18 protein-coding genes are annotated in these 24,571 nt (G+C 66.8%); 13 read left to right on the forward strand and 5 right to left on the reverse strand.

Going from position 1 to position 24,571, the window contains the following annotated elements:
- The first annotated feature begins 196 nt into the window (after positions 1-196).
- Positions 197-2,197, forward strand: coding sequence for a U32 family peptidase (locus WCE05_RS07805; protein WP_368815703.1), 2,001 nt, complete (start codon positions 197-199; stop codon positions 2,195-2,197).
- A 188-nt stretch (positions 2,198-2,385) separates the two neighbouring features.
- Entirely contained in the window at positions 2,386-2,940 is a 555-nt protein-coding gene (locus WCE05_RS07810; protein ID WP_225787825.1) for a TetR/AcrR family transcriptional regulator, read from the forward strand.
- A 110-nt stretch (positions 2,941-3,050) separates the two neighbouring features.
- On the opposite strand, the gene WCE05_RS07815 is transcribed toward WCE05_RS07810, so the two are convergent.
- The 5 genes from WCE05_RS07815 to WCE05_RS07835 form a co-directional block, all read right to left on the reverse strand.
- Positions 3,051-6,185, reverse strand: a complete 3,135-nt coding sequence (locus WCE05_RS07815) for a multidrug efflux RND transporter permease subunit (protein WP_368815704.1) — start codon at positions 6,183-6,185, stop codon at positions 3,051-3,053.
- A gap of 17 nt (positions 6,186-6,202) precedes the next feature.
- Positions 6,203-7,342, reverse strand: coding sequence for a MexC family multidrug efflux RND transporter periplasmic adaptor subunit (locus WCE05_RS07820; RefSeq protein ID WP_368815705.1), 1,140 nt, complete (start codon positions 7,340-7,342; stop codon positions 6,203-6,205).
- Positions 7,343-7,564: 222 nt separating this feature from the next.
- A complete protein-coding gene (locus tag WCE05_RS07825; protein WP_225787828.1) occupies positions 7,565-8,947 on the reverse strand; it encodes an aspartate aminotransferase family protein in 1,383 nt (460 codons plus the stop codon).
- A 22-nt stretch (positions 8,948-8,969) separates the two neighbouring features.
- The gene (locus WCE05_RS07830; protein ID WP_225787829.1) at positions 8,970-10,460 is read right to left on the reverse strand and encodes an aldehyde dehydrogenase; all 1,491 of its coding nucleotides are present in this window, start codon (positions 10,458-10,460) and stop codon (positions 8,970-8,972) included.
- A gap of 68 nt (positions 10,461-10,528) precedes the next feature.
- Positions 10,529-11,377 (reverse strand): LuxR C-terminal-related transcriptional regulator, encoded by an 849-nt coding sequence (locus WCE05_RS07835; protein ID WP_368815706.1) that lies wholly within the window; start codon positions 11,375-11,377, stop codon positions 10,529-10,531.
- Positions 11,378-11,715: 338 nt separating this feature from the next.
- Between WCE05_RS07835 and WCE05_RS07840 the strand changes: the two genes are divergently transcribed.
- The 11 genes from WCE05_RS07840 (at position 11,716) to eco (ending at position 24,502) form a co-directional block, all read left to right on the forward strand.
- Positions 11,716-12,786, forward strand: a complete 1,071-nt coding sequence (locus WCE05_RS07840) for an enoyl-CoA hydratase/isomerase family protein (protein ID WP_253090797.1) — start codon at positions 11,716-11,718, stop codon at positions 12,784-12,786.
- A 16-nt stretch (positions 12,787-12,802) separates the two neighbouring features.
- Positions 12,803-13,954: an acyl-CoA dehydrogenase family protein gene (locus WCE05_RS07845; RefSeq protein WP_253080126.1), complete on the forward strand. Its 1,152-nt coding sequence runs from the start codon at positions 12,803-12,805 to the stop codon at positions 13,952-13,954.
- 629 nt (positions 13,955-14,583) lie between these two features.
- Positions 14,584-15,645, forward strand: a complete 1,062-nt coding sequence (locus WCE05_RS07850; RefSeq protein ID WP_368815707.1) for a 3-deoxy-7-phosphoheptulonate synthase — start codon at positions 14,584-14,586, stop codon at positions 15,643-15,645.
- Positions 15,646-15,725: 80 nt separating this feature from the next.
- Positions 15,726-16,007, forward strand: coding sequence for a peptidylprolyl isomerase (locus WCE05_RS07855; RefSeq protein ID WP_225787834.1), 282 nt, complete (start codon positions 15,726-15,728; stop codon positions 16,005-16,007).
- Between the two features lie 167 nt (positions 16,008-16,174).
- A complete protein-coding gene (locus tag WCE05_RS07860; protein WP_225787835.1) occupies positions 16,175-17,974 on the forward strand; it encodes an extracellular solute-binding protein in 1,800 nt (599 codons plus the stop codon).
- Positions 17,971-19,029, forward strand: a complete 1,059-nt coding sequence (locus WCE05_RS07865) for a microcin C ABC transporter permease YejB (RefSeq protein WP_225787836.1) — start codon at positions 17,971-17,973, stop codon at positions 19,027-19,029. The genes WCE05_RS07860 and WCE05_RS07865 overlap by 4 nt, the downstream gene beginning before the upstream one ends.
- Positions 19,029-20,045 carry an ABC transporter permease gene (locus WCE05_RS07870; protein ID WP_225787837.1) on the forward strand — a complete coding sequence of 339 codons (1,017 nt, stop codon included), beginning with the start codon at positions 19,029-19,031 and terminating at the stop codon, positions 20,043-20,045. The genes WCE05_RS07865 and WCE05_RS07870 overlap by 1 nt, the downstream gene beginning before the upstream one ends.
- A gap of 61 nt (positions 20,046-20,106) precedes the next feature.
- Positions 20,107-21,501, forward strand: coding sequence for a sigma-54-dependent Fis family transcriptional regulator (locus WCE05_RS07875; protein ID WP_253090798.1), 1,395 nt, complete (start codon positions 20,107-20,109; stop codon positions 21,499-21,501).
- Between the two features lie 292 nt (positions 21,502-21,793).
- Positions 21,794-23,185: a GntP family permease gene (locus WCE05_RS07880; RefSeq protein ID WP_225787839.1), complete on the forward strand. Its 1,392-nt coding sequence runs from the start codon at positions 21,794-21,796 to the stop codon at positions 23,183-23,185.
- Positions 23,186-23,197: 12 nt separating this feature from the next.
- Positions 23,198-23,968 carry a 3-hydroxybutyrate dehydrogenase gene (gene hbdH, locus WCE05_RS07885; RefSeq protein ID WP_368815708.1) on the forward strand — a complete coding sequence of 257 codons (771 nt, stop codon included), beginning with the start codon at positions 23,198-23,200 and terminating at the stop codon, positions 23,966-23,968.
- A 54-nt stretch (positions 23,969-24,022) separates the two neighbouring features.
- Complete coding sequence (gene eco, locus WCE05_RS07890; RefSeq protein ID WP_253090799.1) at positions 24,023-24,502, forward strand: serine protease inhibitor ecotin; 480 nt, start codon at positions 24,023-24,025, stop codon at positions 24,500-24,502.
- The last annotated feature ends 69 nt before the right edge of the window (positions 24,503-24,571 follow it).

Below are 24,571 nucleotides of genomic sequence, written 5' to 3' on the forward strand. Positions count from 1 at the left end.
CGCCTTGTTCGCGGGCAAGCCCGCTCCCTGGTCCGAGTCGATCACCTGTGATGGGGTCGGCAGGATCGTGTGGGAGCCGGCTTGCCGGCGATCGGCTGCGCAGCCGCCGCGGGCCCACCGGGCAGGCCAAGGATGCCGCCGGGCCATTTCGCCGCTACAATGCGCGCCTTGACCGTGACAGCCCGACCATAACGACATGTCCCTTCCAAAGAACCACCTGGAACTGCTCAGCCCTGCCCGTGACGTGGCCATCGCCCGCGAGGCGATCCTGCACGGCGCGGATGCCATCTATATCGGCGGCCCGAGCTTCGGCGCACGCCACAATGCCTGCAACGAAGTCAGCGATATCGCCCAACTGGTGGAGTTCGCCCATCGCTACCACGCGCGGGTATTCACCACCCTCAACACCATCCTCCACGACAACGAGCTCGAACCGGCCCGCCAGCTGATCCAGCAGCTGTACGACGCCGGCGTCGACGCGCTGATCGTCCAGGACCTGGGGGTGATGGAGCTGGACATCCCGCCGATCGAGCTGCACGCCAGCACCCAGACCGACATCCGCACCCTGGAGCGGGCCAGGTTCCTCGACCAGGCCGGTTTCTCGCAGCTGGTCCTGGCCCGCGAGCTGAACCTGCAGCAGATCCGCGCCATCGCCGACGAGACCGAGGCGGCCATCGAGTTCTTCATCCATGGCGCCCTGTGCGTGGCCTTCTCCGGCCAGTGCAACATCTCCCATGCGCAGACCGGCCGCAGCGCCAACCGCGGCGACTGCTCCCAGGCCTGCCGCCTGCCCTACACCCTCAAGGACGACCAAGGCCGCGTGGTCGCCTTCGAAAAGCATCTGCTGTCGATGAAGGACAACAACCAGAGCGCCAACCTGCGCGCCCTGGTGGACGCCGGCGTGCGTTCGTTCAAGATCGAGGGCCGCTACAAGGACATGGGCTACGTGAAGAACATCACCGCCCATTACCGCCAACTGCTCGATGCCATCCTCGACGACCGCCCGGACCTGGCCCGCGCCTCCAGCGGGCGTACCGAGCATTTCTTCGTGCCAGACCCGGACAAGACCTTCCACCGTGGCAGCACCGACTATTTCGTCAGTGCGCGCAAGATCGACATCGGCGCCTTCGACTCGCCGACCTTCACCGGCCTGCCGGTGGGCGTGGTGGAAAAGGTCGGCAAGCGTGACCTGCAGGTGCTCACCGAGGTGCCGCTGACCAACGGCGACGGCCTCAACGTACTGGTCAAGCGCGAGGTGGTGGGTTTTCGTGCCAACATCGCCGAGCCCAGGGGCGAATTCGGGGAAGACGGCCAGAAGCGCTACCGCTACCGCGTCGAGCCCAACGAGATGCCCGAGGGCCTGCACCGCCTGCGCCCGAACCACCCGCTGTCGCGCAACCTGGACCACAACTGGCAGCAGGCGCTGCTGCGCACCTCTGCCGAGCGCCGTGTCGGCGTGGCCTGGAACGCCGTGCTGCGCGAGGCGCGCCTGGAACTGACCGCCACCAGCGAGGAAGGTGTCAGCGTGCAGGTCGCCCTGGACGGCCCGTTCGGCGTGGCCAACAAGCCGCAGCAGGCCCTCGAGCAGTTGCACGACCTGCTCGGCCAACTGGGCACCACCCAGTACCACGCCACCGCCATCGCGCTGGACGCGCCCCAGGCGTACTTCATCCCCAACTCGCAGCTCAAGGCCCTGCGCCGCTCGGCCATCGAGGCGCTGACCGAGGCACGGATCAAGGCCCACCCTCGCGGCCGGCGCAAGGCCGAGACCGACCCACCGCCGGTCTACCCCGAGTCGCACCTGTCGTTCCTGGCCAACGTCTACAACCAGAAGGCCCGCGACTTCTACCAGCGCCATGGGGTGGAGTTGATCGACGCGGCGTTCGAGGCCCACGAGGAACACGGCGAAGTGCCGGTGATGATCACCAAGCACTGCCTGCGTTTCTCCTTCAACCTCTGCCCCAAGCAAGCCAAGGGCGTCACCGGCGTGCGCACCAAGGTCGCGCCGATGCAACTGGTGCATGGCGATGAGGTCCTGACCCTGAAGTTCGACTGCAAGCCCTGCGAGATGCATGTGATCGGCAAGATCAAGGACCACATCCTCGACCTGCCGACCCCGGGCAGCGCCGTGGGCCAGGTGGTCGGGCACATCAGCCCGGAAGACCTGCTCAAGACCATCGTGCGCGCACCGCATTGAGCCGCAGGGTTCTGCGCTGACTGAAAGTGCCTTGTGCATGGGGCTGGGTAATCCCCAGCCCCATGCCTGCGTTTTTGGCCAGGCACGGAACCAGAATGTCTCAAATGACACCTTTCTTGCCCGAATGAGTTGAAGCTACCCGCAATTTCTGCACAATGCGATGAATGCGAGCAACGCGAGGCCTCCCGATGCACCCCACGCCCCACGACGAACGCCTGCTCAAGGCATTGGCCCATGCCCTCGTCGTCCACCCCCGGGCCACCCTGAAGGCGCTGGCCGAAGCGGCCGGCGTCAGCAAGGCCACCCTGCACCGTTTCTGCGGCACCCGCGACAACCTGGTGAACATGCTCGAGCACCACGGCGAGCAGGTACTCAACGAGGTCATCGGCAAGGCCGACCTGGAGCACGCCGATCCGCTGGCGGGGCTGCGCCACCTGATCGCCGAACACCTCAAGCACCGCGAGATGCTGGTGTTCCTGATGTTCCAGTACCGCCCGGACACGCTGCTTGGCGGCGACAACCAGCGCTGGCGTGCCTACACCCAGGCGATGGACGCTTTCTTCCTGCGTGCCCAGCAGTTGGGGGCACTGCGCATCGACATCAGCGCGGCGGTGTTCACCGAGATGTTCCTCAGCATGATCTACGGCATGGTCGATGCCGAGCGGCGCGGGCGGGCGGCCAGTGCCAACTCGGCGCAGGCGCTGGAGCAATTGTTCCTGCAAGGGGCGCAAGCCAGGGCTTGATGGTGGGCATGGGGCTGCTTTGCAGCCCCAAAGACTGCCAGGCACAAAAAAGGCCCCTGAACACCAGGTCCAGGGGCCGAAGCGGTTGGATTTCCCAACCAAAGGAGCCGTTACGGGTGCTCGATCTCGGTCGCACGCTCGCTTTGCACACCCCTGCGCCTTAGCAGCGACAATACCCAGACAAAGCAGATAGGCACGAACACCACTCCCAGCAAGGTGGCGCTGAGCATGCCGCCGATCACCCCGGTGCCGATCGCCCGCTGGCTGGCCGCGCCGGCCCCGGTGGCGATGGCCAGGGGCACCACGCCGAGGATGAACGCCATGGAGGTCATGACGATTGGCCGCAAACGCAGGCGTGCAGCCTCGATGGCCGCCTCGCGCAGGCCACGGCCCTGCTCCCGCAGCGCCTTGGCGAACTCGACGATGAGGATGGCGTTCTTCGCCGCCAGGCCGATGATGGTGATCAGGCCGACCTTGAAGTACACATCGTTGGGCAGGCCGGTGGCCATCACCGCCAACACCGAGCCCAGGGCGCCGATCGGCACGATCAGCATCACCGTCAGCGGGATCGACCAACTCTCGTACAGCGCCACCAACAACAGGAACACCACCAGGATGGCCAGGGCGAACAACTGGCTGGCCTGGCCGCTGGAGACCTTCTCCTGGTACGACAGGCCCGTCCAAGCGTAGCCGATGCCCTCCGGCAACTCGCCGACCAGACGCTCCAGCTCGGCCATCGCCTGGCCGGTGCTGTAGCCCGGCGCCGCGTCGCCGGTGATGCGGATCGCCGGGTAGCCGTTGTAGCGCACGATCTGCACCGGCCCCTCCTCCCAACGGGTACTGACGAAGGCACTGAACGGCACCTGCTGGCCATCGGCATTGGGGGCATAGAGGCGCAGCACGCTTTCCGGGGTCATGCGCTCGCCCTGCTCGGCCTGCACCACCACCCGCTGCTGGCGGCCGGCGTTGCTGAAGTCGTTGATCACTTGGGAGCCGAAGGCGGCGGACAGCGTGCTGTTGATGGTTTCGAAGGTCACGCCCAGGGTGCGGGCCTTCTCCCGGTCGATCTCCAGCCGCAGTTGCGGTGCCTCGGCCAGGCCTTCCATCATCGCGTAGAGGATCACCGGGTTGCCGTTGGCCTGCGCCAGCAAGCGGTCACGCGCCGCCAGCAGGGCCTCGCGGCCAAGCCCGCCACGGTCCAACAGGCGCAGGGAGAAGCCGCCGGCATTGCCCAGGCCATCGATCGGCGGTGGGTTGACCGCGGTGATGGTGCCGTCGCCGTGCCCGGCGAAGTGCGCATTGACCGCCGCCGCCTCGGCGTCCGCCGATTGCTCGGCACTGCGTTCGGACCAGTCCTTGAAGGTCGGGAAGGCCAATGCGGCGTTCTCGCCCATGCCGGAGAAACTGAAACCGCTGACCAGGAAAGCCGACGCCAACGCCTCGCGCGACATAAGGAATTGCTCCAGGGCCTGGCCGGTGGCGTCGGTTCGCACGCGGCTGGCGCCCGGCGGCAACTGCACGTCGACGATGGCATAGCCCTGGTCCTCCACCGGCACGAACGACTCCGGCAGGCGCAGGTAGAAGTAGCCGAGCATGGCGACGATCCCGGCATAGACCAACATGTAGCGCCCGGCGCGCTTGACCAGCGCGCTGTTCATGCCCGAGTAGCGTTCGGTCAGCCGGGCAAACCCACGGTTGAAGGCGCCGAAGAAGCCGCGCTTCTCATGGTGGCCCTGGGGGATCGGCTTGAGCAGCGTGGCGCACAACGCCGGGGTGAAGGTCAGGGCCAGGAACCCGGAGAACAGGATCGACACCGCCAGGGACAGGGAGAACTGCTGGTAGATCACGCCCACCGAGCCAGACATGAACGCCAGCGGCAGGAACACCGCCGCCAACACCAGGGTGATGCCGATGATCGCCCCGGACACCTGCCCCATCGCCTTGATGGTCGCGGCCCCTGGTGCCAGGCCCTCCTCGGCCATGATCCGCTCGACGTTCTCCACCACCACGATGGCGTCGTCCACCAGGATGCCGATAGCCAGGACCATGCCGAACATGGTCATCATGTTCACCGAGAACCCCAGCAGCTTCATGACCATCAAGGTACCGAGCAGGCACACCGGCACCACGATCGACGGGATCAAGGTGTAGCGGATGTTCTGCAGGAACAGGAACATCACCAGGAACACCAGGACCATGGCTTCGATCAAGGTATGGATGACCTTCTCGATGGCCACGTCGACAAAGCGCGAGGTGTCGTAGGGCACGGAATACTCGACGCCCTCGGGGAAGAACGCCGACAGCTCGGCCAGGCGCTCCTTGACCAGCGCGGCGGTCTGCAGGGCGTTGGCGCCCGGCGCCAGTTGCACCGCACCGGCCACCGCCGGCTTGCCATCGAGGCGCGAGGAGAAGTTGTAGCTCTCCAGGCCGACCTCCAGGCGCGCCACATCGGCCAGGCGCACCTGGGAGCCGTCCGGGTTGGCGCGCAGGACGATGCGGCCGAAGGCCTCGGGGTCGTCCAGGGTGCCGTGCACCGCCAGGGTCGCGGTCAGTTCCTGCTCGCTGCTGCCGGGTGCGCTGCCGAAGCTGCCGGCGGGCACTTGCACGTTCTGCCCACGGATGGCGTTGCCCACGTCGTCGATGGACAGGCCATAGCCCACCAGCTTCTGCGGATCGACCCATACGCGCATGGCCGCTTCCGAGGAGAAGAACTGCAGCTTGCCGACGCCCGGCACCCGGCGCAGCTCGTTGTTGATGTTGCGCGCGGCGTAGTCGCCCAAGGCTGTGGTGTCGCTGCGACCGGCGCCCTCCTTGTAGCTCAGCGCATAGACCAGCAAGAAGCCCGCGCTGGTCTGTTCCACCTCGATACCCTGGGTGGTCACGGCCTGCGGCATGCGTGCCTCGGCCTTCTTCAGGCGGTTCTGCACGTCGACCTGGGCCAGCTCCGGATCGGTGCCGGGCTCGAAGGTCACCACCACCTCGGCGATGCCATTGGCGTTGTTGGTGGATTCGAAGTACAGCAGGTGCTTGGCGCCGTTGAGCGACTCCTCGATGATGCTGGTCACCGACTCCACGAGCACTTTCGCCGAAGCGCCAGGGTAGGTGGCGGTGATGGTGATCTGTGGCGGCGCCACGTTGGGGTACTGGGCCACCGGCAACGACGGGATCACCAGCAAGCCCGCCAGGGAAATGAACAACGCCACGACCCAGGCGAAGTTCGGCCGTTCGATGAAGAACCTGGACATCTGTGCTTACCCCCGCCTCACCGCGCCGCGGCCTGTTGTACCTGGGCCGGCGACACCGGCATGCCCGGCGCAAGACCGGCCGGGCTGCCGACGATGACCTGGTCGCCCGGGCGCAGGCCCTCGGTGATCTGCCAGCGGGCGCCGTGCATGGCGCCGGTGCGCACCTCGCGCGCCTCGGCCAGGCCGTCGGTCCCCACCAGCATGACCCGTGCCTCGCCATCGCTGCCGCGCCGCACGGCGCGTTGTGGCACGAGGATGGCCTGGTGGTCGGTGCCCTGCGGGGTGCGCACGCGCACATACATGCCGGGCAGGAGAATACCGTCGGCATTGTCGAAGCGCCCCCGCAGGATCACCTGGCCGGTACCACGGTCCACCGCCACGTCGGTGAACAGCAGCGAGCCCTGGCGCTCATAGTCGGTGCCCTCGACCCGCACGCTGAGCGCCTGGTCGTCGCCCGCGGCGAGCACACCGTCCTTGAGCGCCTGGCGCAAGCGCAGGGCCTCGGCGGCCGGCTGGGTGAAATCGACGTAGATCGGATCGAGCTGCTGGATGCGCGCCATCAGCGTGGCATCGCCCTGCCCGACCAGCGCCCCTTCGGTGACCAGGGCACGGCCGATACGTCCGGAGATCGGTGCCTTGACCGTGGCGTAGCCCAGGTTCAGGCGCGCGCTTTCGACATCCGCCTGGGCCGAGCGCACCGTGGCCTGGGCGCTGTGCAGGTCGGCGCTGGCCGTGTCGAAGTCCTGCTGGCTGACCGCCTGGATCTTCACCAGTGGCGCGTAGCGGCGCGCCCTGGCCTGGGCCTCGAGCATGACCGAGCGTGCCCGCGCCAGCTCGCCTTCGGCGCGCGACAGGGCCGCCTTGAACGGTGCCGGGTCGATCTGGAACAGCACGTCCCCGGCCTTGACGTCGGCCCCTTCCTCGAAGCGCTTGTGCAGGACGATGCCGGCCACCCGGGCGCGGACTTCCGCCACCCGCATCGGTTCGACCCGGCCTGGCAAGGTCGAGGCCAGGGCCAGCGGCTCGCTGGCCACCGTGACGGTTTCCACCGGATAGGCCACTTCCGCCGCCGGTGGCGTTTCGGCCTGGTCGCAGCCGGCCAGGACGACCGTCATGGCCAGGCAGCCGGCCATCCCTATTGCACGCAAATTGCTCATGATTCACCCGAGCCTTCGATAAAAACGGCCCGAATGATATGGGTGAAACCTCAATGAGTCAATTTTGTCTCATTTGATATATTTGTGAAGAATTGTGAAGACTGGGCTGCTTTGCAGCCCATCGCCGGCAAGCCGGCTTCCAGCAGAGATAGCGCTCAACTTCAGGGTGGCGCTATATCTGGGAGCCGGCTTGTCGGCGATGGCCCGCCAAACGGCCCCTTCTTACAGCAGCCCCAGCCCCCGCGCGGTACGGTCCACGGCGATCCGGGTCTTCTCCACCAGCTCATCGATATCGCCGCGGCTGGCCACCAGCGCCGGCGCCATGATCATCCGCCCCAGGGTCGAGCGAATGATCACCCCTTCCTCGAAGCCATAGGTCCGGCACTGCCAGGCCAGGTCGTTCTCGTTGGCGTAGCGCTTGCGGGTGGCCTTGTCCTCGGCGAACTGCAACGCCGCCACCAGCCCGGTGCCCTGGATCTCGCCGATCAGCGGATGTTCGCCGAACACCTCGCGCAGGCAACGCTGCAGGTAGGGGCCGGTATCGTCCTTGACCCGGCGCACGATGCCTTCGTCGCGCAAGGCCTTGAGGTTGGCGATGGCCACCGCCGCCGCCACCGGGTGGCCGGAATAGGTCAGGCCGTGGGCGAACACCCCGCCCCGCTCCACCAGCGCCTCGGCGATGCGCTTGCTCAGCACCAGCCCGCCCATGGGCACGTAGCCGGAGGTCAGGCCCTTGGCGATGGACAGGGTGTCCGGCTCGAAGCCAAAGTGCTGGTGGGCGAACCATTCGCCGGTACGGCCGAAGCCGCCGATCACCTCGTCGGCGCACAGCAGCACGTCATACTGGCGGCAGATGCGCTGGATCTCGGGCCAGTAGCTTTCCGGCGGGAAGATCATGCCACCGGCGCCCTGGAACGGCTCGGCGATGAAGCCGGCGACATTCTCGGCGCCCAGCTCGAGGATCTTCTCCTCCAGTTGCAAAGCACAGCGGCGACCGAACTCGGCCGGGCTCAGGTCGCCCCCTTCGGCGTACCAGTACGGCTCGTCGATGTGCGCAACGTCAGGGATCAAGCCACCCATCTCGTGCATGAACTTCATTCCGCCCAGCGCAGTGGCCGCCAGGGTCGAGCCGTGGTAGCCGTTCCAGCGGCCGATCATGATCTTCTTGCTCGGCTGGCCAACCACCTGCCAGTAGCGGCGCACGGTACGGATCAGCACCTCGTTGGATTCGGAGCCCGAGTTGGTGTAGATCGCGTGGCTGTAGTGCCCCGGCAGCAGGCTGAACAGCAGTTCGGACAGTTCGATCACCGCCGGGTGAGTGGTGTGGAAGAACATGTTGTAGTACGGCAACTGGTCCATTTGCGCGGCAGCGGCGGCGGTCAGGTCCTTGCGGCCGTAGCCGAGCTGGGTGCACCACAGGCCGGACATGCCGTCCAGGTAGCGCTTGCCGTCGTTGTCCCACAGGTGCAGGCCCTCGCCACGGACGATGACCCGTGGGCCTTCGGCGTTGAGCGCCTTCTGGTCGAGGAAGGCATGGATGTGGTGGGCGGCGTCGGCGGACTGGTAGTCACGGGTTTCGCGTTGAGGCTGGAAAGAAGCGTTCATTGTTGTTCTCCGTGGAGGGGTATCAGCGCAGTTGGAACCAGGTGGTCTTCAGTTGGGTGTATTTGTCGAAGGCGTGCAGCGAGAGGTCGCGACCGAAGCCGGACTGGCGGCCGCCGCCGAAGGGCACCGCCACGTCCAGGGCATCGACGGTGTTGACCGACACGGTGCCGGCCTTCAGGCGCCGAGCCACGCGATGGGCACGGTTGAGGTCGTCGCTCCACACCGAGGCGGCCAGGCCGTAGACGCTGTCGTTAGCCTGGCGCACGGCTTCGTCCTCGTCGTCGAAGGCGCTGATCGCCAGCACCGGGCCGAAGATCTCCTCGCGGGCCAGGGCCATGCCCGGCTGCACGTCGCTGAACACGGTCGGGGCGATGAAGTTGTCCGAGCCGTTGATACGCAGGCGCTCACCGCCGCACAGCAGGCGTGCACCGTCGGCCCTGGCCTGTTCGATGGCGGCGCAGATACGGGCGCTCTGCCCGGCATCGACGATGGCCCCGGCGCGGCTGGCCGGGTCCAGCGGGTCGCCCGGCAGCCAGTCGCGGGCCTTGGCCAGCAGGCGCTCGACGAATGCGTCGTGGATCGAGCGCTGCACGTACAGCCGGGAGTTGGCCGAGCACACCTCGCCCTGGTTGAAGAAGATGCCGAAGGCCGCCTTTTCGGCCGCCAGGTCCAGGTCGCGGCAGTCGTCGAACACCAGGTTCGGGCTCTTGCCGCCGCATTCCAGCCACACCTGCTTGAGGTTGGATTGCGCCGAATACTGCATGAAGTACTTGCCCACCTGGGTGGAGCCGGTGAACACCAGGCAATCCACGTCCGGGTGCAGGCCCAGCGCACGCCCGGCCTGCTCGCCCAGGCCGGGTACCACGTTCAGCACGCCCTCGGGCAGCCCGGCCTCCAGGGCCAGCTCGGCCAGGCGCAGGGCCGAGAACGGCGATTGCTCGGCCGGCTTGAGCACCACGCTGTTGCCGGCGGCCAGCGCCGGGGCGACCTTCCAGGCGGCCATGTCCAGCGGAAAGTTCCACGGCACCACCGCGCCGACCACACCCAGGGCCTCACGGGTGATGGTGGCCAGGGCATCGGCAGCGGTGGGCGCCACCTGGTCGTAGAGCTTGTCCAGCGCCTCGCCGTACCAGGCGAAGACATTGGCCGCGCCGGGCACGTCGATGTTGTAGGCATCCATCACCGGCTTGCCCATGTTCAGCGAATCGAGCAGCGCCAGTTCCTCGCGGTGGGCCAGCATCAGCTCGGCCAGGCGCAGCAGTACGCGCTTGCGCGCCGTCGGTGCCATGCGCGCCCAAGGCCCCTGTTCGAAGGCGCGACGGGCCACGCGCACCGCCTGGTCGATCTCCGCCTCGCCGCAGGCGGCGACCTGGGCCAGTAGCTGGTTGGTCGCCGGGTTGATCGCCTCGAAGGTGACGCCCGAGCGGGCGGCCACGGGGCGGCCGTCGATCAGGGCCGTGTCGATGAAGCTTTGCCGTGCAGCACGCTGCTGCCAATCGCTCAATGTATGCACGCAGGACTCCCTACCGGCCGCCGTGGCGGCCGGTCGTTGTGGTGGTTCGGGTAAGGTGATGCGGTGGCTCAGCGCCTTCGCAGGTAACTTTCCAGCGGGTCCTTGCTCAAGCCTTCCTGGGCCTGGGCCAGGGCGTCGATGAACAAGGAGAACAGCTCGGACTGCTTGGCGATGTCCAGCTTGGTGTAGAGGTTCTTGCGGTGGGTCTTGACCGTGTCTTCGCTGATGCCCAGGCGCTCGGCCAGGGAGCGGGTCGAGTGGCCGCGCAGCAGGTACTGGGCGACGCGACACTCGCGCTCGGTCAGCAAGGACGAACCGAAGTTGTTCAGCGCCGCGTTGATCTGCCGGCCCAGGGCGCTTTCGAAGCGCCAACCCAACGCGTCGGCATCCAGGTGCCCCCAGTGCCGCTGCACCACCGCCTGCACCCAGGGGGCCACGCACTTGAGATCGCCGACCTGCTGGCTGGCCAGGCGCCGGGTGCTGCCCAGGGCCACAGCGATGGACAGGTGCGCACCGAGGGGGACGATGTAGTTGAGTTCGTCCTCCAGGTGTGCGTGCTGGTAGAACGACAGGTAGTACTCGCTGCGCTTGAAATGGTCGGGGGCGACATCGCTCAGGCGATAGCAACCGGGTGCGATGCCGTCCATGCAGGCGCGGTAGAACGGGCACAGCAGGTAGTAGCCGTCGAGGTACTTCTGCACATTGCCCTCGGGCAGCCAGGGCCCTTCTTCGTCCTTCTCGAACAGCGCCGAAGGCAGCCCCTTGCGTGGGTAGAGGAAGACGGTGATGGCCTGGGAGGGGGCCAGGCAGTTGAGCGCGGCGAACAGGGCCTCGACGAAGCCGGGCGTACCGATGGCATCGATGACACGGGCCATCTGCGCGTACCAGTCGGGCGATTTCAGCCGGTCTTTGCTCATGTTCTTGTTCCCCGCCAGGGTTATCGTGGCCAGGATTGTTTCACGCAGCGCACGGCTCGACCATCACCCTTCAGGGTGAGCCGGCGCAGGCCGCTCCGATCGAACGGAGCAGCCTGCCATCCCGATGGCCTATCCACGAAAGTAGTACCTTGTTCGCCCGTGTCACAGGGCTAAAGTGGCAATACCCGGTCCGGAGGCGGCACCCATAAGGCAAAAATGCAGGAACACCCTGCAGATTTGCCGATTGTGCCGCGCAAATTCGCATGCCAGGATCCTGCGATCCTCCAGCGAACTCCAGACTTCACTTGGAAAATCAATAACAAAGCAGGGAGAACGCGATGACCGCGCACGCTCAAACCTCGGCAACGGAGCATGTCCTGGCCGAAGTTCGCAACCACATTGGCCACCTCACCCTCAACCGCCCCGCCGGCCTCAATGCCCTGACCCTCGACATGGTGCGCAGCCTGCGGCAGCACTTCGACCACTGGGCGCAGGATCCGCAGGTGCATGCCGTGGTGCTGCGCGGCGAAGGCCCCAAGGGCTTCTGCGCCGGTGGCGACATCCGCTCGCTGCACGACAGCTTCAAGGCCGGCAATGCCTTGCACAGCACCTTCTTCGTCGAGGAATACGCCCTGGACCTGTGCATCCACCGCTACCGCAAGCCGGTGCTGGTGCTGATGGACGGCTTCACCCTGGGCGGCGGCATGGGCCTGGCCCAGGGCGCCGACCTGCGCGTGGTCACCGAACGCAGCCGCCTGGGCATGCCGGAGGTGGCCATCGGCTACTTCCCCGACGTAGGCGGCAGCTACTTCCTCTCGCGCCTGCCAGGGGAGCTGGGTACCTACCTCGGGGTCAGCGGTACCCAGGTCCAGGCTGCCGATGCGTTGTACTGCGGCCTGGCCGACTGGTACCTGCCCAGCGAGAAGATCACCGCCCTGGATGCCGCCCTCGACCGCCTGAGCTTCAGCGACCATCCGCTCAAGGACTTGCAGGGGCTGCTCGCCAAGCTCGGCACCCAGGTGCTGGACGATGCGCCCCTGGCCAAGCTGCGCCCGGTGATCGACCACTTCTTCGCCCTGCCCGACCTGCCCAGCATCATCGAGCAACTGCGCGCCGTGAGCATCGGCGACAGCCATCCCTGGGCCCTGGCCACTGCCGACCAGCTGGAAAGCCGCTCGCCCCTGGCCATGGCGGTTACCCTGGAGATGCTGCGCCGTGGCCGGCACCTGGGCCTGGAGGAGTGCTTCGCCATGGAACTGCACCTGGATCGCCAGTGGTTCGCGCATGGCGACATCATCGAGGGCGTGCGCGCCCTGATCATCGACAAGGACAAGCAGCCACGCTGGAACCCGCCGACCCTCGCCGGGCTGACGCGCCAGCGGGTCGAACAATTCTTCGAAGGCCTGTGAGCCGGGGAGTACACAGATGCAAGACGTGGAACTGAGCGAAGAACAGATCATGATCCGCGACATGGCCCGGGACTTCGCCCGTGGCGAGATCGCGCCCCATGCCCAGGCCTGGGAGAAGGCCGGCTGGATCGACGATGGCGTGGTGCGCAAGATGGGTGAGCTGGGCCTGCTCGGCATGATCGTGCCGGAGGACTTCGGCGGTAGCTACACCGACTATGTCGCCTACGCCCTGGCGGTGGAGGAAATCGCGGCAGGCGATGGTGCCACCGGTGCCCTGATGAGCATCCACAACTCGGTGGGTTGCGGCCCACTGCTGGCCTACGGCACACCCGAGCAGCAGCAGGCCTGGCTGCCACGCCTGGCCAGTGGCGAGGTGATCGGCTGTTTCTGCCTGACCGAGCCCCAGGCCGGCTCCGAGGCCCACAACCTGCGGACCCGCGCCGAGCTGGTGGATGGCCACTGGGTGATCAACGGGGCCAAGCAGTTCGTCAGCAATGCCCGCCGCGCGGGGCTGGCTATCGTCTTCGCGGTCACTGACCCGGAGCTGGGCAAGAAGGGCCTGTCGGCCTTCCTGGTACCCACCGACAACCCGGGCTTCAAGGTCGACCGCAGCGAGCACAAGATGGGCATCCGCGCCTCCGACACCTGCGCGGTGACCCTGGACGACTGCCGCATCCCCGCCGCCAACCTGCTCGGCGAGCGCGGCAAGGGCCTGGCCATCGCCCTGTCCAACCTCGAGGGTGGGCGCATCGGCATCGCCGCCCAGGCGCTGGGGATCGCCCGTGCCGCGTTCGAGGCGGCCTTGGCCTACGCCCGCGATCGCGTGCAGTTCGGCAAGCCGATCGCCGAGCACCAGAGCATCGCCAACCTGTTGGCCGACATGCAGGTCCAGGTCAATGCCGCACGCTTGCTGATCCTGCATGCCGCGCGCCTGCGCAGTGCCGGCAAGCCATGCCTGTCCGAGGCGTCCCAGGCCAAGCTGTTCGCCTCTGAGATGGCCGAGCGGGTGTGTTCCATGGCGATCCAGGTGCATGGCGGGTATGGCTACCTGGAGGACTATCCGGTGGAGCGCTACTACCGGGACGCGCGGATCACCCAGATCTACGAAGGCTCGAGCGAGATCCAGCGGATGCTGATCGCGCGGGAGCTGAAGCACTACCCGCTTTAACCGAGCTGCAAGCTACAAGCTGATCGGCGCAGAATGTCAGGGCTGTGCTCGGCTCGTACAGGCGCCGTCTGCTTTTTCTTGCAGCTTGCAGCTGCCAATCAACGCCATAGCATTTATCCATTGAACGCAACGCTAAAGGTGCAGTAAGCTCGGGACCATTCACTGGAGAGCATCATGACCCACAGCCTTCGCAACCACGCCAACCACACCGGTCGCACCCCGCGCCCAGTGCTGGCCGTTGCCGGTCGCCAGGTCGTTGCCAGCTTTTATTTTGGGTATTGGTTTAGCCACTAGGCGCCGCTGATACCCACACGGCGCCCACCTTCGAGGGGCCGCCGAACACGAGAATACTCAAACCCCCGGTCGGCCCCCCGACTGGGGGTTTTGCGTTTCCAGGGCCTGAAAAAACACCGATTCATACCGAGGACAGATCCATGAACTACGCCACCTACTCCTACGCCGACACCTACGCCTGGCGATTTAGCCAATCCCGTTCGGGCCAGCCTGCCGCCTCCGTTCGGTCGACCACTGGTGGCAACGCTGTGCACAGCACTCCGAATATTTGTCGAACACCTCGATAGGGCCGACCGCGCGGGCCCGAACCCGCCGTCCGCCCAGGGAAAAACGCCATGCAATCCTCTTCGCTCGCCCTGCCCCTGAACCAGCCCCAGGCTGCCAACACCGCCGTCAGCCAGCGTCTGCCCAGCCCCCACCTGCTCAAGCAGCAGATGCCACTCGCCAACGAACTCGCCCAGCAGGTCCACGCCCAGCGCCAGGCCATCCGCGCCATCCTCGAAGGCCGCGACCCACGTCTGCTGGTGATCGTCGGCCCGTGTTCGATCCACGACCCACGCTCGGCCCTGGAATACGCCGACTGCCTTGCCCAGCTCAGCCGTGAGGTCGACGACAAGCTGCTGCTGGTGATGCGCGCCTATGTCGAGAAACCCCGCACCACGGTCGGCTGGAAAGGCCTGGCATACGATCCGCACCTGGACGGCAGCGACGACATGCACGCCGGCATCGCCCTGTCCCGCGGGCTGATGCTGGGCATGCTCGAGCGCGGCCTGCCGGTCGCCACCGAACTGCTGCAGCCGATGGCCGCTGGCTACTTCGACGACCTGCTCGGCTGGGCCGCCATTGGCGCGCGCACCACCGAGTCGCAGATCCACCGCGAGATGGTCAGCGGCCTGGCGCTGCCGGTCGGCTTCAAGAACGGCACCGACGGCGGCGTGGGTATCGCCTGCGACGCCATGCGCAGCGCCGCCCACCCGCATCGCCATTTCGGCATGGATGCCCAGGGCTACCCAGCGATCATCGAGACCCTGGGCAACCCCGATACCCACCTGGTGCTGCGCGGCGGCCACCAGGGCCCGAACCACGATGCGGCGAGCATCGCCCAGGCGCGCCAGGGCCTGGTCAAGGCCGGGCTGGCGGCGCGGATCATGGTCGATTGCAGCCACGCCAACAGCGGCAAGGACCCGGCGCGCCAGCCAGCGGTGTTCGAGGATGTGCTGGGCCAGCGCCTGGCGGGCGATCGCTCGATCGTCGGGGTGATGCTCGAGAGCCATCTGTTCGACGGCTGCCAAGCCCTGGGCAAGGGCCCGTTGAAGTATGGCGTGTCGATCACCGACGGCTGCCTGGGCTGGCGTTCGACCGAGGCGCTGCTGCGCCAGGCTGCGGAACGCTTGTAGGTATCTTGTGGCAAGCCTTGCGAGACATTTCGCGGACAAGTGCGCTAGGCTTGCCTTTTTCACCCAAGGAGTAGTTTCCCATGGCCCGAGCCACTGCCCGCCACATCCTGGTCAGCACCGAAGAGAAGTGCAACGAACTGAAAGCGCAGATCGAAGCGGGTGCCGACTTCGCCGAAGTCGCCAAAGCCAACTCCACCTGCCCGTCCAGCCGCCAGGGCGGCGACCTGGGCTCGTTCGGCCCGGGCCAGATGGTCCGCGAGTTCGACACCGTCGTGTTCAGCGCCCCGCTCAACACCGTGCAAGGCCCGGTCAAGACCCAGTTCGGCTACCACCTGTTGGAAGTGACCAGCCGCCAGGACTGATTCACCGTTGCCGGTGCTGTCTCCCGTGGGGGCGGGCTCGCTCCCATGCCGGCCAGCCAAGCGGCCATCTGGGGCTGCTTCGCGCCCCATCGCCGGCAAGCCGGCGATGGGCTGCAGGGCAGGCGCAATGCTGCTTGCGGCTCCTGACCTGCCTTGCACTGCTGTGCATGGCCATCACCGCCCAGGCCACGCCCAGCCACGCCCTCACCGTCTATGGCCAAGCCCCGCGCTACCCCGAATCCTTCCGCCACTTCGACTACGTCAACCCCGACGCCCCCAAGGGCGGCAGCCTGCGTCGTTCGGCGGTGGAGATCGGCCAGTTCGACCACATCCTGCCGTACATCGACCAAGGCATCGGCGTCAGCGAGGTCGATGGCTGGCTCTATGCGCCGTTGGCGGTGCGTGCCTATGACGAGCCCTACACCGTCTACGGCCTGATCGCCCGACGCATGGAGCGCGGCCCCGGCGATGCCTGGCTGCGCCTGGAGATCGACCCGCGCGCCACCTTCGCCGATGGCAAGCCGGTGCGCGCCGAGGACGTGCGCTTCACCTTCGAGCTGCTGATGAGCAAGGGCAGCCTCAAGTTCCGCACCCAGTTCGCCGACGTCGCCAAGGTGACCGTCGAAAACCCACGGCAGGTGCGCTTCGACTTCAGGCAGCCCCATGGCCGCACCCTGCCCCTGGACCTGGCCAGCCTGCCGGTGCTGCCCGAACACGACTGGCAGACGCGCGACTTCGCCAGCGGTGCCGGCTTCGACAAGCCGGTGGGCAGTGGCCCCTACCGCATCGGGCGGATCGACAACGGCCGCAGCATCACCTTCGAACGCGATCCCCACTGGTGGGCCAAGGACCTGCCGGTCAACCGTGGGCGCTACAACTTCGAGCGCATCCGCATCGAATACTTCGGCGACACCGAGGTGGCGCGCCAGGTCCTGCGCGGCGGTGGCTACGACTACAACCGCGAATTCTCCGCCACCGCCTATACCATCGGCTACAACGGCGCAGCCCTCGACGACGGCCGCCTGCAACGCGCCCACCTCGGCCCGGCCAAGCCGCAGAACGCCCAGGGCTTCGTGTTCAATCTCGGCAAGCCGCTGTTCCAGGACCGCCGCGTACGCCAGGCCTTGGCCATGCTCTGGGACTTCGAGTGGAGCAACCGGCAGATGATGCGCAACCTGTACATCCGCCAGCAGAGCGTGTTCTCCAATACCCCGTTGGCCGCCCGCGCGCTGCCCGACGCCGAGGAACTCAAGCTGCTCGAACCGCTGCGTGGCCAGGTGCCCGAAGAGGTCTTCGAGCAGGTGTTCACGGCGCCGGTCACCGACGGTTCGGGCATTATCCGCCCTCAGCAGCTGCAGGCCCTGGCGCTGCTGCAGTCCGCCGGTTGGCGGCCCGAGGGCGATCGCTTGGTCAACGCCCAAGGCGAGCCCCTGAGCTTCACCTTCCTCAACGGCCAGGCCGGGCTGGAACGCCTGGTGCTGCCCTGGAAGCGCAACCTGGCGCAGATCGGCATCACCCTGAACATTCGCAACGTCGACTCGGCCCAGTACATCAACCGCCTGATGGCCCGCGACTACGACATGATCGTCACCGGCTACCCGGTCACCCTGTCGCCGGGCGCCGAGCTGTACAATTACTTCGGCTCGGCGGCAGCCACCGACCCTGGCTCGAACAACCTGATGGTGCTGCGCGACCCGGCCGTGGACAGGCTCCTCGATGGCCTGGTCCGCGCCGACAGCCAGGCCGCCATGCTGCGTCACGCCCGCGCTCTGGATCGGGTGCTGCAGTGGAACTACTACTGGATCCCCAACTACTATCCGCCGGGCAGCTCGACGGTCTGGTGGAACCGCTTCGGCCTGCCCAAGGTGCAGGCCGCCTATGACGAGGGCCTGGACACCTGGTGGGAAGTCAGCCCGACGGCGCTGACCAACCAGCAGATGGCCGAACGCCGGAAGACTGCGCCATGACCGCCTACATCCTGCGCCGCCTGCTGCTGATCGTGCCGACCCTGCTGGCGATCCTGCTGGTCAACTTCGCCATCGTCCAGGCCGCACCGGGTGGCCCGGTGGAGCAGGCGGTGGCGCGCCTGCAAGGCATCGGCGGCGGCGCACCCGGCGCGCGCAGCGAAGCCGTGCACGGCGAGTCCCGGGCCAGCCGCGGCCTGGACCCGAAACTGATCGCGCAGATCGAACGCCAGTACGGCTTCGACAAGTCCGCCCCCGAGCGCCTGTGGCTGATGCTCGGCCAATACGCACGGCTGGACTTCGGCAAGAGCTTCTTCCGTGGTGCCAAGGTCACCGACCTGATCCTGGAGAAACTGCCGGTGACCCTGTCGCTGGGCTTCTGGGCCACGCTCATCACCTACCTGGTGTCCATCCCCCTGGGCATCCGCAAAGCGGTGCACCATGGCAGCCGCTTCGACGCCTGGAGCAGCGCGCTGATCGTGATCGGCTATGCCCTGCCCTCGTTCCTGTTCGCCCTGTTGCTGATCGTGCTGTTCGCCGGTGGCACCTCGCTGAACTGGTTCCCGGTGCGCGGTCTGGTCTCGGACAACTTCGACCAGCTGAGCCTGCTGGGCAAGCTCGCCGACTACTTCTGGCACCTGGTGCTGCCGGTCGGCGCCCTGGTGATCGGCGGCTTCGCCACCCTCACCCTGCTGACCAAGAACGCCTTCCTCGATGAGATATCCCGCCAGTACGTGGTCACCGCCCGGGCCAAGGGCCTGAGCGAGCGCCGGGTGCTGTATGGCCATGTGCTGCGCAATGCCATGCTGCTGGTGGTGGCCGGCCTGCCCCAGGCGCTGATCACGGTGTTCTTCGCCGGCTCCCTGCTGATCGAAGTGATCTTCTCCCTCGACGGCCTGGGACGCATGAGTTACGAAGCAGCGGTATCGCGGGATTATCCGGTGGTGTTCGGCACCTTGTTCATCTTCACCCTGGCGGGGCTGTTGATCCGCCTGCTCGGCGATCTGGCCTACACCCTGCTCGATCCGCGCATCGACTTCGACACGAGGGCGCACTGATGCTGTCGCCCATCGCCCGCCGTCGCCTGCAGCGCTTTCGGCGCAACCGTCGGGGCTGGATCTCGCTGTGGCTGTTCGCCGGCCTGCTGCTGTTGAGCCTCGGCGCGGAGCTGGTGGCCAACGACAAGCCGCTGTTGCTGTCGTACCAGGGCGAGCTCTACACCCCGGCGCTCAAGCGCTACACCGAGCAGCAGTTCGGCGGGCAGTTGCCGTTCCAGCCAGACTACCGCAGTGTCTACGTGCGTCAGTTGATCGAGGGCCAGGGGGGCTGGATGCTGTTCGCGCCGATCCCGTTCAGCGCCGACACGCCCAACTACGACCTGCAGGTGCCCACGCCCAGCCCGCCGAGCGCGAGCAACTGGCTGGGCACCGACGACCAGGGCCGCGACGTGCTAGCGCGGGTGCTGTACGGCACACGGGTGTCGCTGCTGTTCGCCTTCGCCCTGACCGTGGTGAGCGTGTTGATCGGCGTCACCGCCGGCGCCCTGCAGGGCTACCATGGCGGCTGGGTCGACCTGCTCGGCCAGCGCTTGCTGGAGGTGTGGTCGGGGCTGCCGGTGCTGTACCTGCTGATCATCCTCAGCGGCTTCGTCGAGCCGGATTTCTGGTGGTTGCTGGGGATCATGGCGCTGTTCTCCTGGCTGGCGCTGGTGGATGTGGTGCGCGCCGAGTTCCTCCGGGGGCGCAACCTGGAGTACGTCAAGGCCGCCCGCGCCCTGGGGCTGGCGGATGGCCAGGTGATGCTGCGGCACATCCTGCCCAATGCCATGAACGCCACGCTGACCTATGTGCCATTCATGCTCACCGGCGCCATCACCACCCTCACCGCCCTGGACTTCCTGGGCTTCGGCATGCCGGCCGGCAGCGCTTCGCTGGGCGAGTTGGTGACCCAGGGCAAGCAGCACCTGGAAGCGCCGTGGCTGGGGTTCACCGCTTTCTTTGCCCTGGCGCTGATCTTGTCGTTGCTGGTGTTCATCGGCGATGCGATGCGCGAGGCGTTCGATCCACGGGGGTAGGTTGTCAGTGCCCCACAGACCACACTCATCATCCAGCCTCTGCCATCCACAGGCCCACCTCATGCACGAAAGCGACAGCCTCAAGGACTACCCCCAGGTACGGCAACTGGCGATCCGCTCGCTGTTCGAGATCATCGAACAGTCCAGCGAGGGCACGGTGATCGTCGACCGCCAGGCACGCATCGTCTGGATGAACGAGCGCTACGCCCGGCGTTTCGGCCTGGCCGACGCCGCCAGTGCCATCGGCCAGCCCTGCGAGGCGGTGATCCCCGGCAGCCTGATGCGCGAGGTGGTCAGCAACGGCCGGCCGATCCTGCTCGACATGCTCGACACGGCCAACGAGCCGCTGGTGGTCATGCGCCTGCCGATCCACGACGACCAGGGCACGCTGATCGGCGCCATCGGCTTCGCCCTGTTCGACGAGCTGCGCAGCCTCTCGCCCCTGCTCAAGCGCTATTCGAGCATGCAGCAGGAACTGGCCTCGACGCGCTCGCAGTTGCGCGCCCGACAGGCCAAGTACAGCTTCGCCCAGTTCGTCGGCAGCAGTGCCGCCAGCCTCGAGGCCAAGCGCCGGGCCCGGCGTGGCGCGGGTAGCGACTCGCCAGTGTTGCTGCTGGGCGAGACCGGTACCGGCAAGGAACTGCTGGCCCATGCCATCCACGCCGCCTCGCCACGGGCGCACAAGGCGTTCGTCAGCGTCAACAGCGCGGCGATCCCGGAGACCTTGCTGGAGGCCGAGTTCTTCGGCACCGCACCCGGCGCCTTCACCGGCGCCGACCGCAAGGGCCGCAGCGGCAAGCTGCAACTGGCCGAAGGCGGCACGCTGTTTCTCGACGAGATCGGTGACATGCCCCTGGCCCTGCAGAGCAAGCTGTTGCGCGTGCTGCAGGAGAAGGAGTACGAGCCGGTAGGCTCCAACCAGATGCTGCGCAGCGATGTACGGATCATCGCCGCCACCTCTATCGACCTGCAGGCCGCCATGGCCCGTGGCAGCTTCCGCGCCGACCTGTACTACCGCCTCAACGTGCTGCCGATCCAGGTACCGCCGCTGCGCGAGCGCCTCGAGGACCTGCCGGCCCTGTGCGAGGCGATCCTCGCCGAACTGGGCAGCCAGTACGAACTGGAGCCCGAGGCCCTGGCGTTACTGGGCCGGCATGCGTGGCCTGGGAACATCCGCGAGCTGCGCAACGTGCTGGAGCGGGCGACCTTGCTGGCCGACCAGCCACGGCTGACAGCCGCCGACCTGCGCTCGGCGCTCGGGCCGTTGAGCCCGCTGGAGCCGGTTGAGCCTGTTCGGCTGGGCTACCGGGAAGCCTGTGAAGCGTTCGAGCGCACGTTGATTGCCGAGGCATTGGCAGGGTGTGCCGGGAATGTGCCGCAGGCTGCGAAGTTGCTGGGGTTGGGGCGTTCTACGCTGTACAAGAAGATGGTGGCGCTGGGGGTTTCGTCTCAATAGAGAGACGTTCGTCTCCAAATAGAGACCGGGCCGGATCTTGGGGGCGCTTAACGCCCCATCGCCGGCAAGCCGGCTTCCACAGGGGTCGAGCCGGCCACAAAGGATGCGGTTTGCAGGGCCCTGTGGAGGCGGGCTTGCCCGCGAAGCAGGCGACTCCGGTCTCCAATCAGAGACACACCTTTCGGCGAATCAGTAAAAATCCTTTTAAATCATATAGTTAATTAATTGGCACGATTCCCGCTATCTCCCGGCCACCGATAAAAACAAGACCCACTCCAGGAGATCTTCCCCGATGACCGTGCTCATCGCCCTCGCCGCCTTGGCCCTGCTGATGCTGGCCGCCTACCGTGGCTACAGCGTGATCCTCTTCGCCCCCATCGCCGCCCTCGGCGCTGTCCTGCTCACCGACCCGTCCGCCGTGGCGCCCGCCTTCACCGGGGTGTTCATGGAAAAGATGGTCGGTTTCATCAAGCTGTACTTCCCGGTGTTCCTGCTCGGCGCGGTATTCGGCAAGCTCATCGAACTGTCGGGCTTCTCGCGCTCGATCGTCGCCGCCGCCATCCGTCTACTCGGCACTCGCCAGGCCATGCTGGTGATCGTGCTGGTCTGCGCGCTGCTCACCTATGGCGGCGTCTCGCTGTTCGTGGTGGTGTTCGCGGTGTACCCGTTCGCCGCCGAGATGTTCCGCCAGAGCGACATCCCCAAGCGCCTGATCCCGGCGACCATCGCCCTGGGTGCGTTCTCCTTCACCATGGACGCCCTGCCCGGCACCCCGCAGATCCAGAACATCATCCCCAGCACCTTCTTCAACACCACCGCCTGGGCCGCGCCCTGGCTGGGGCTGATCGGCACGTTGTTCGTGTTCTGCACCGGCATGCTCTACCTGCAACGCCAGCGCAACAAGGCCCAGCGGGCCGGCGAAGGCTACGGCAAGAACCTGCGCAACGAACCCGAGACCGCCGAAGACCTAGCCCTGCCCAACCCCTGGCTGGCCCTCTCGCCGCTGATCCTGGTGGGCGTGATGAACCTGCTGTTCACCCACTGGATCCCCCAGTGGTACGGCGCCAGCCACACCCTGCAGTTACCGGGCATGAGCGCGCCGGTGCAGAGCGACGTGGCCAAGCTGACCGCCATCTGGGCAGTACAGGCGGCGCTGCTGGTGGGCATCCTGATGGTGCTGGTGTGCGCCTTCGGCAGCATCCGCCAGCGCCTGGCCGACGGCACCCGCAGCGCGGTCGGCGGCGCCTTGCTGGCGGCGATGAACACCGCCTCGGAATACGGCTTCGGTGCGGTGATCGCCTCGCTGCCGGGCTTTTTGGTGCTGGCCGATGCCTTGCGCGGCATCCCCAACCCGCTGGTCAACGAGGCGATCACCGTGACCCTGCTGGCGGGCATCACCGGCTCCGCCTCCGGTGGCATGAGCATCGCCCTGGCAGCCATGAGCGACAGTTTCATCGCCGCCGCCAATGCCGCGGGCATTCCCCTCGAAGTGCTGCACCGGGTGGCGGCCATGGCCAGCGGCGGCATGGACACCCTGCCGCACAACGGCGCGGTGATCACCCTGCTGGCCGTGACCGGGCTGACCCACCGCGAGGCCTACAAGGACATTTTCGGCATTACCCTGATCAAGACCCTGGCGGTATTCGTGGTCATCGCCACCTTCTACGCCACCGGCATCGTCTAAGGAGCTTCCTGCATGACACTCAAAGGCAAGACCGCACTCGTCACCGGTTCCACCAGTGGCATCGGCCTGGGCATCGCCCAGGTGCTGGCCGCGGCGGGCGCGAACATCCTGCTCAACGGCTTCGGTGACCCGGCCCCAGCGCTCGCCGACATCGCCCGCCACGGCGTCAAGGTCGCCCACCACCCGGCGGACCTGTCCGAGCTGGCCCAGATCGAGGCGCTGTTCGCCCTCGCCGAGCGCGAGTTCGGCGGTATCGACATCCTGGTCAACAACGCGGGCATCCAGCACGTGGCGCCGGTGGAGCAGTTCCCGGTCGAGACCTGGGACAAGATCATCGCCCTCAACCTCTCGGCGGTGTTCCATGGCACCCGCCTGGCGCTGCCCGGCATGCGGGCGCGCAACTGGGGGCGGATCGTCAACATCGCTTCGGTGCATGGCCTGGTCGGCTCCACCGGCAAGGCCGCCTACGTGGCGGCCAAGCATGGGGTGGTGGGCCTGACCAAGGTGGTCGGCCTGGAAACCGCCACCAGCAACGTCACCTGCAACGCCATTTGCCCAGGCTGGGTACTCACGCCGCTGGTGCAGAAACAGATCGACGACCGCGCCGCGGCCAGCGGCGATGCGCAGCAGGCACAGCGTGAGCTGTTGGCCGAAAAACAGCCCTCGCTGGACTTCGTGACACCCCAGCACCTCGGCGAACTGATATTGTTCCTCTGCAGCGAGGCCGGAAGCCAGGTCCGCGGCGCCGCCTGGAACGTCGATGGCGGCTGGCTGGCCCAATAAGGGCCGGCCGGGGCCTGGCACGGTCTTGCATCCGTTTATCTGCAAGGAGGCCCCATGCGCCCAATCCCATTCACCGCAATCCTTTCCCTGACCCTGGCCAGCGCCGTACCGGCGATGGCCGCCGAACTCAAGGACGTCGCGCCCTATCCCGATGCAGAAAAAGGCTTCACCCGCCAGGTCATCCACTTGCCGGCACAAACCGACGAGTCAGCGCACCAGTTGGAGATCCTGGCCGGCAAGACCCTGATGGTCGACTGCAACCGCCAGCGCCTGGCCGGCAGCCTCCAGGAGCACACCCTGGAAGGCTGGGGCTACAGCTACTACCGCCTGGAAAAGGTCGGCGGTCCGGCCACCACCCTGATGGCCTGCCCCGACGGCAAGCAGACCGAGGCCTTCGTGCCGGTGGTCGGCGAGGGTTTCATGCTGCGCTACAACAGCAAGCTGCCCGTGGTGGTGTACGTGCCGGAGGGCGTCGAGGTGCGCTATCGGGTGTGGTCGGCGTCGGAGGATGTGCAAAAGGCTAAAGTTGAATAAGCGCGAGCATCCGGCCATTTAGGGGCGCTTGACCGACTAGCATTAGGGCAAGCCCTGCGATTGCATTGG

The sequence above is a fragment of the Pseudomonas sp. I2 genome (assembly GCF_040984075.1).
In the GTDB taxonomy this organism is placed as follows: Bacteria; Pseudomonadota; Gammaproteobacteria; order Pseudomonadales; family Pseudomonadaceae; genus Aquipseudomonas; species Aquipseudomonas guariconensis_B.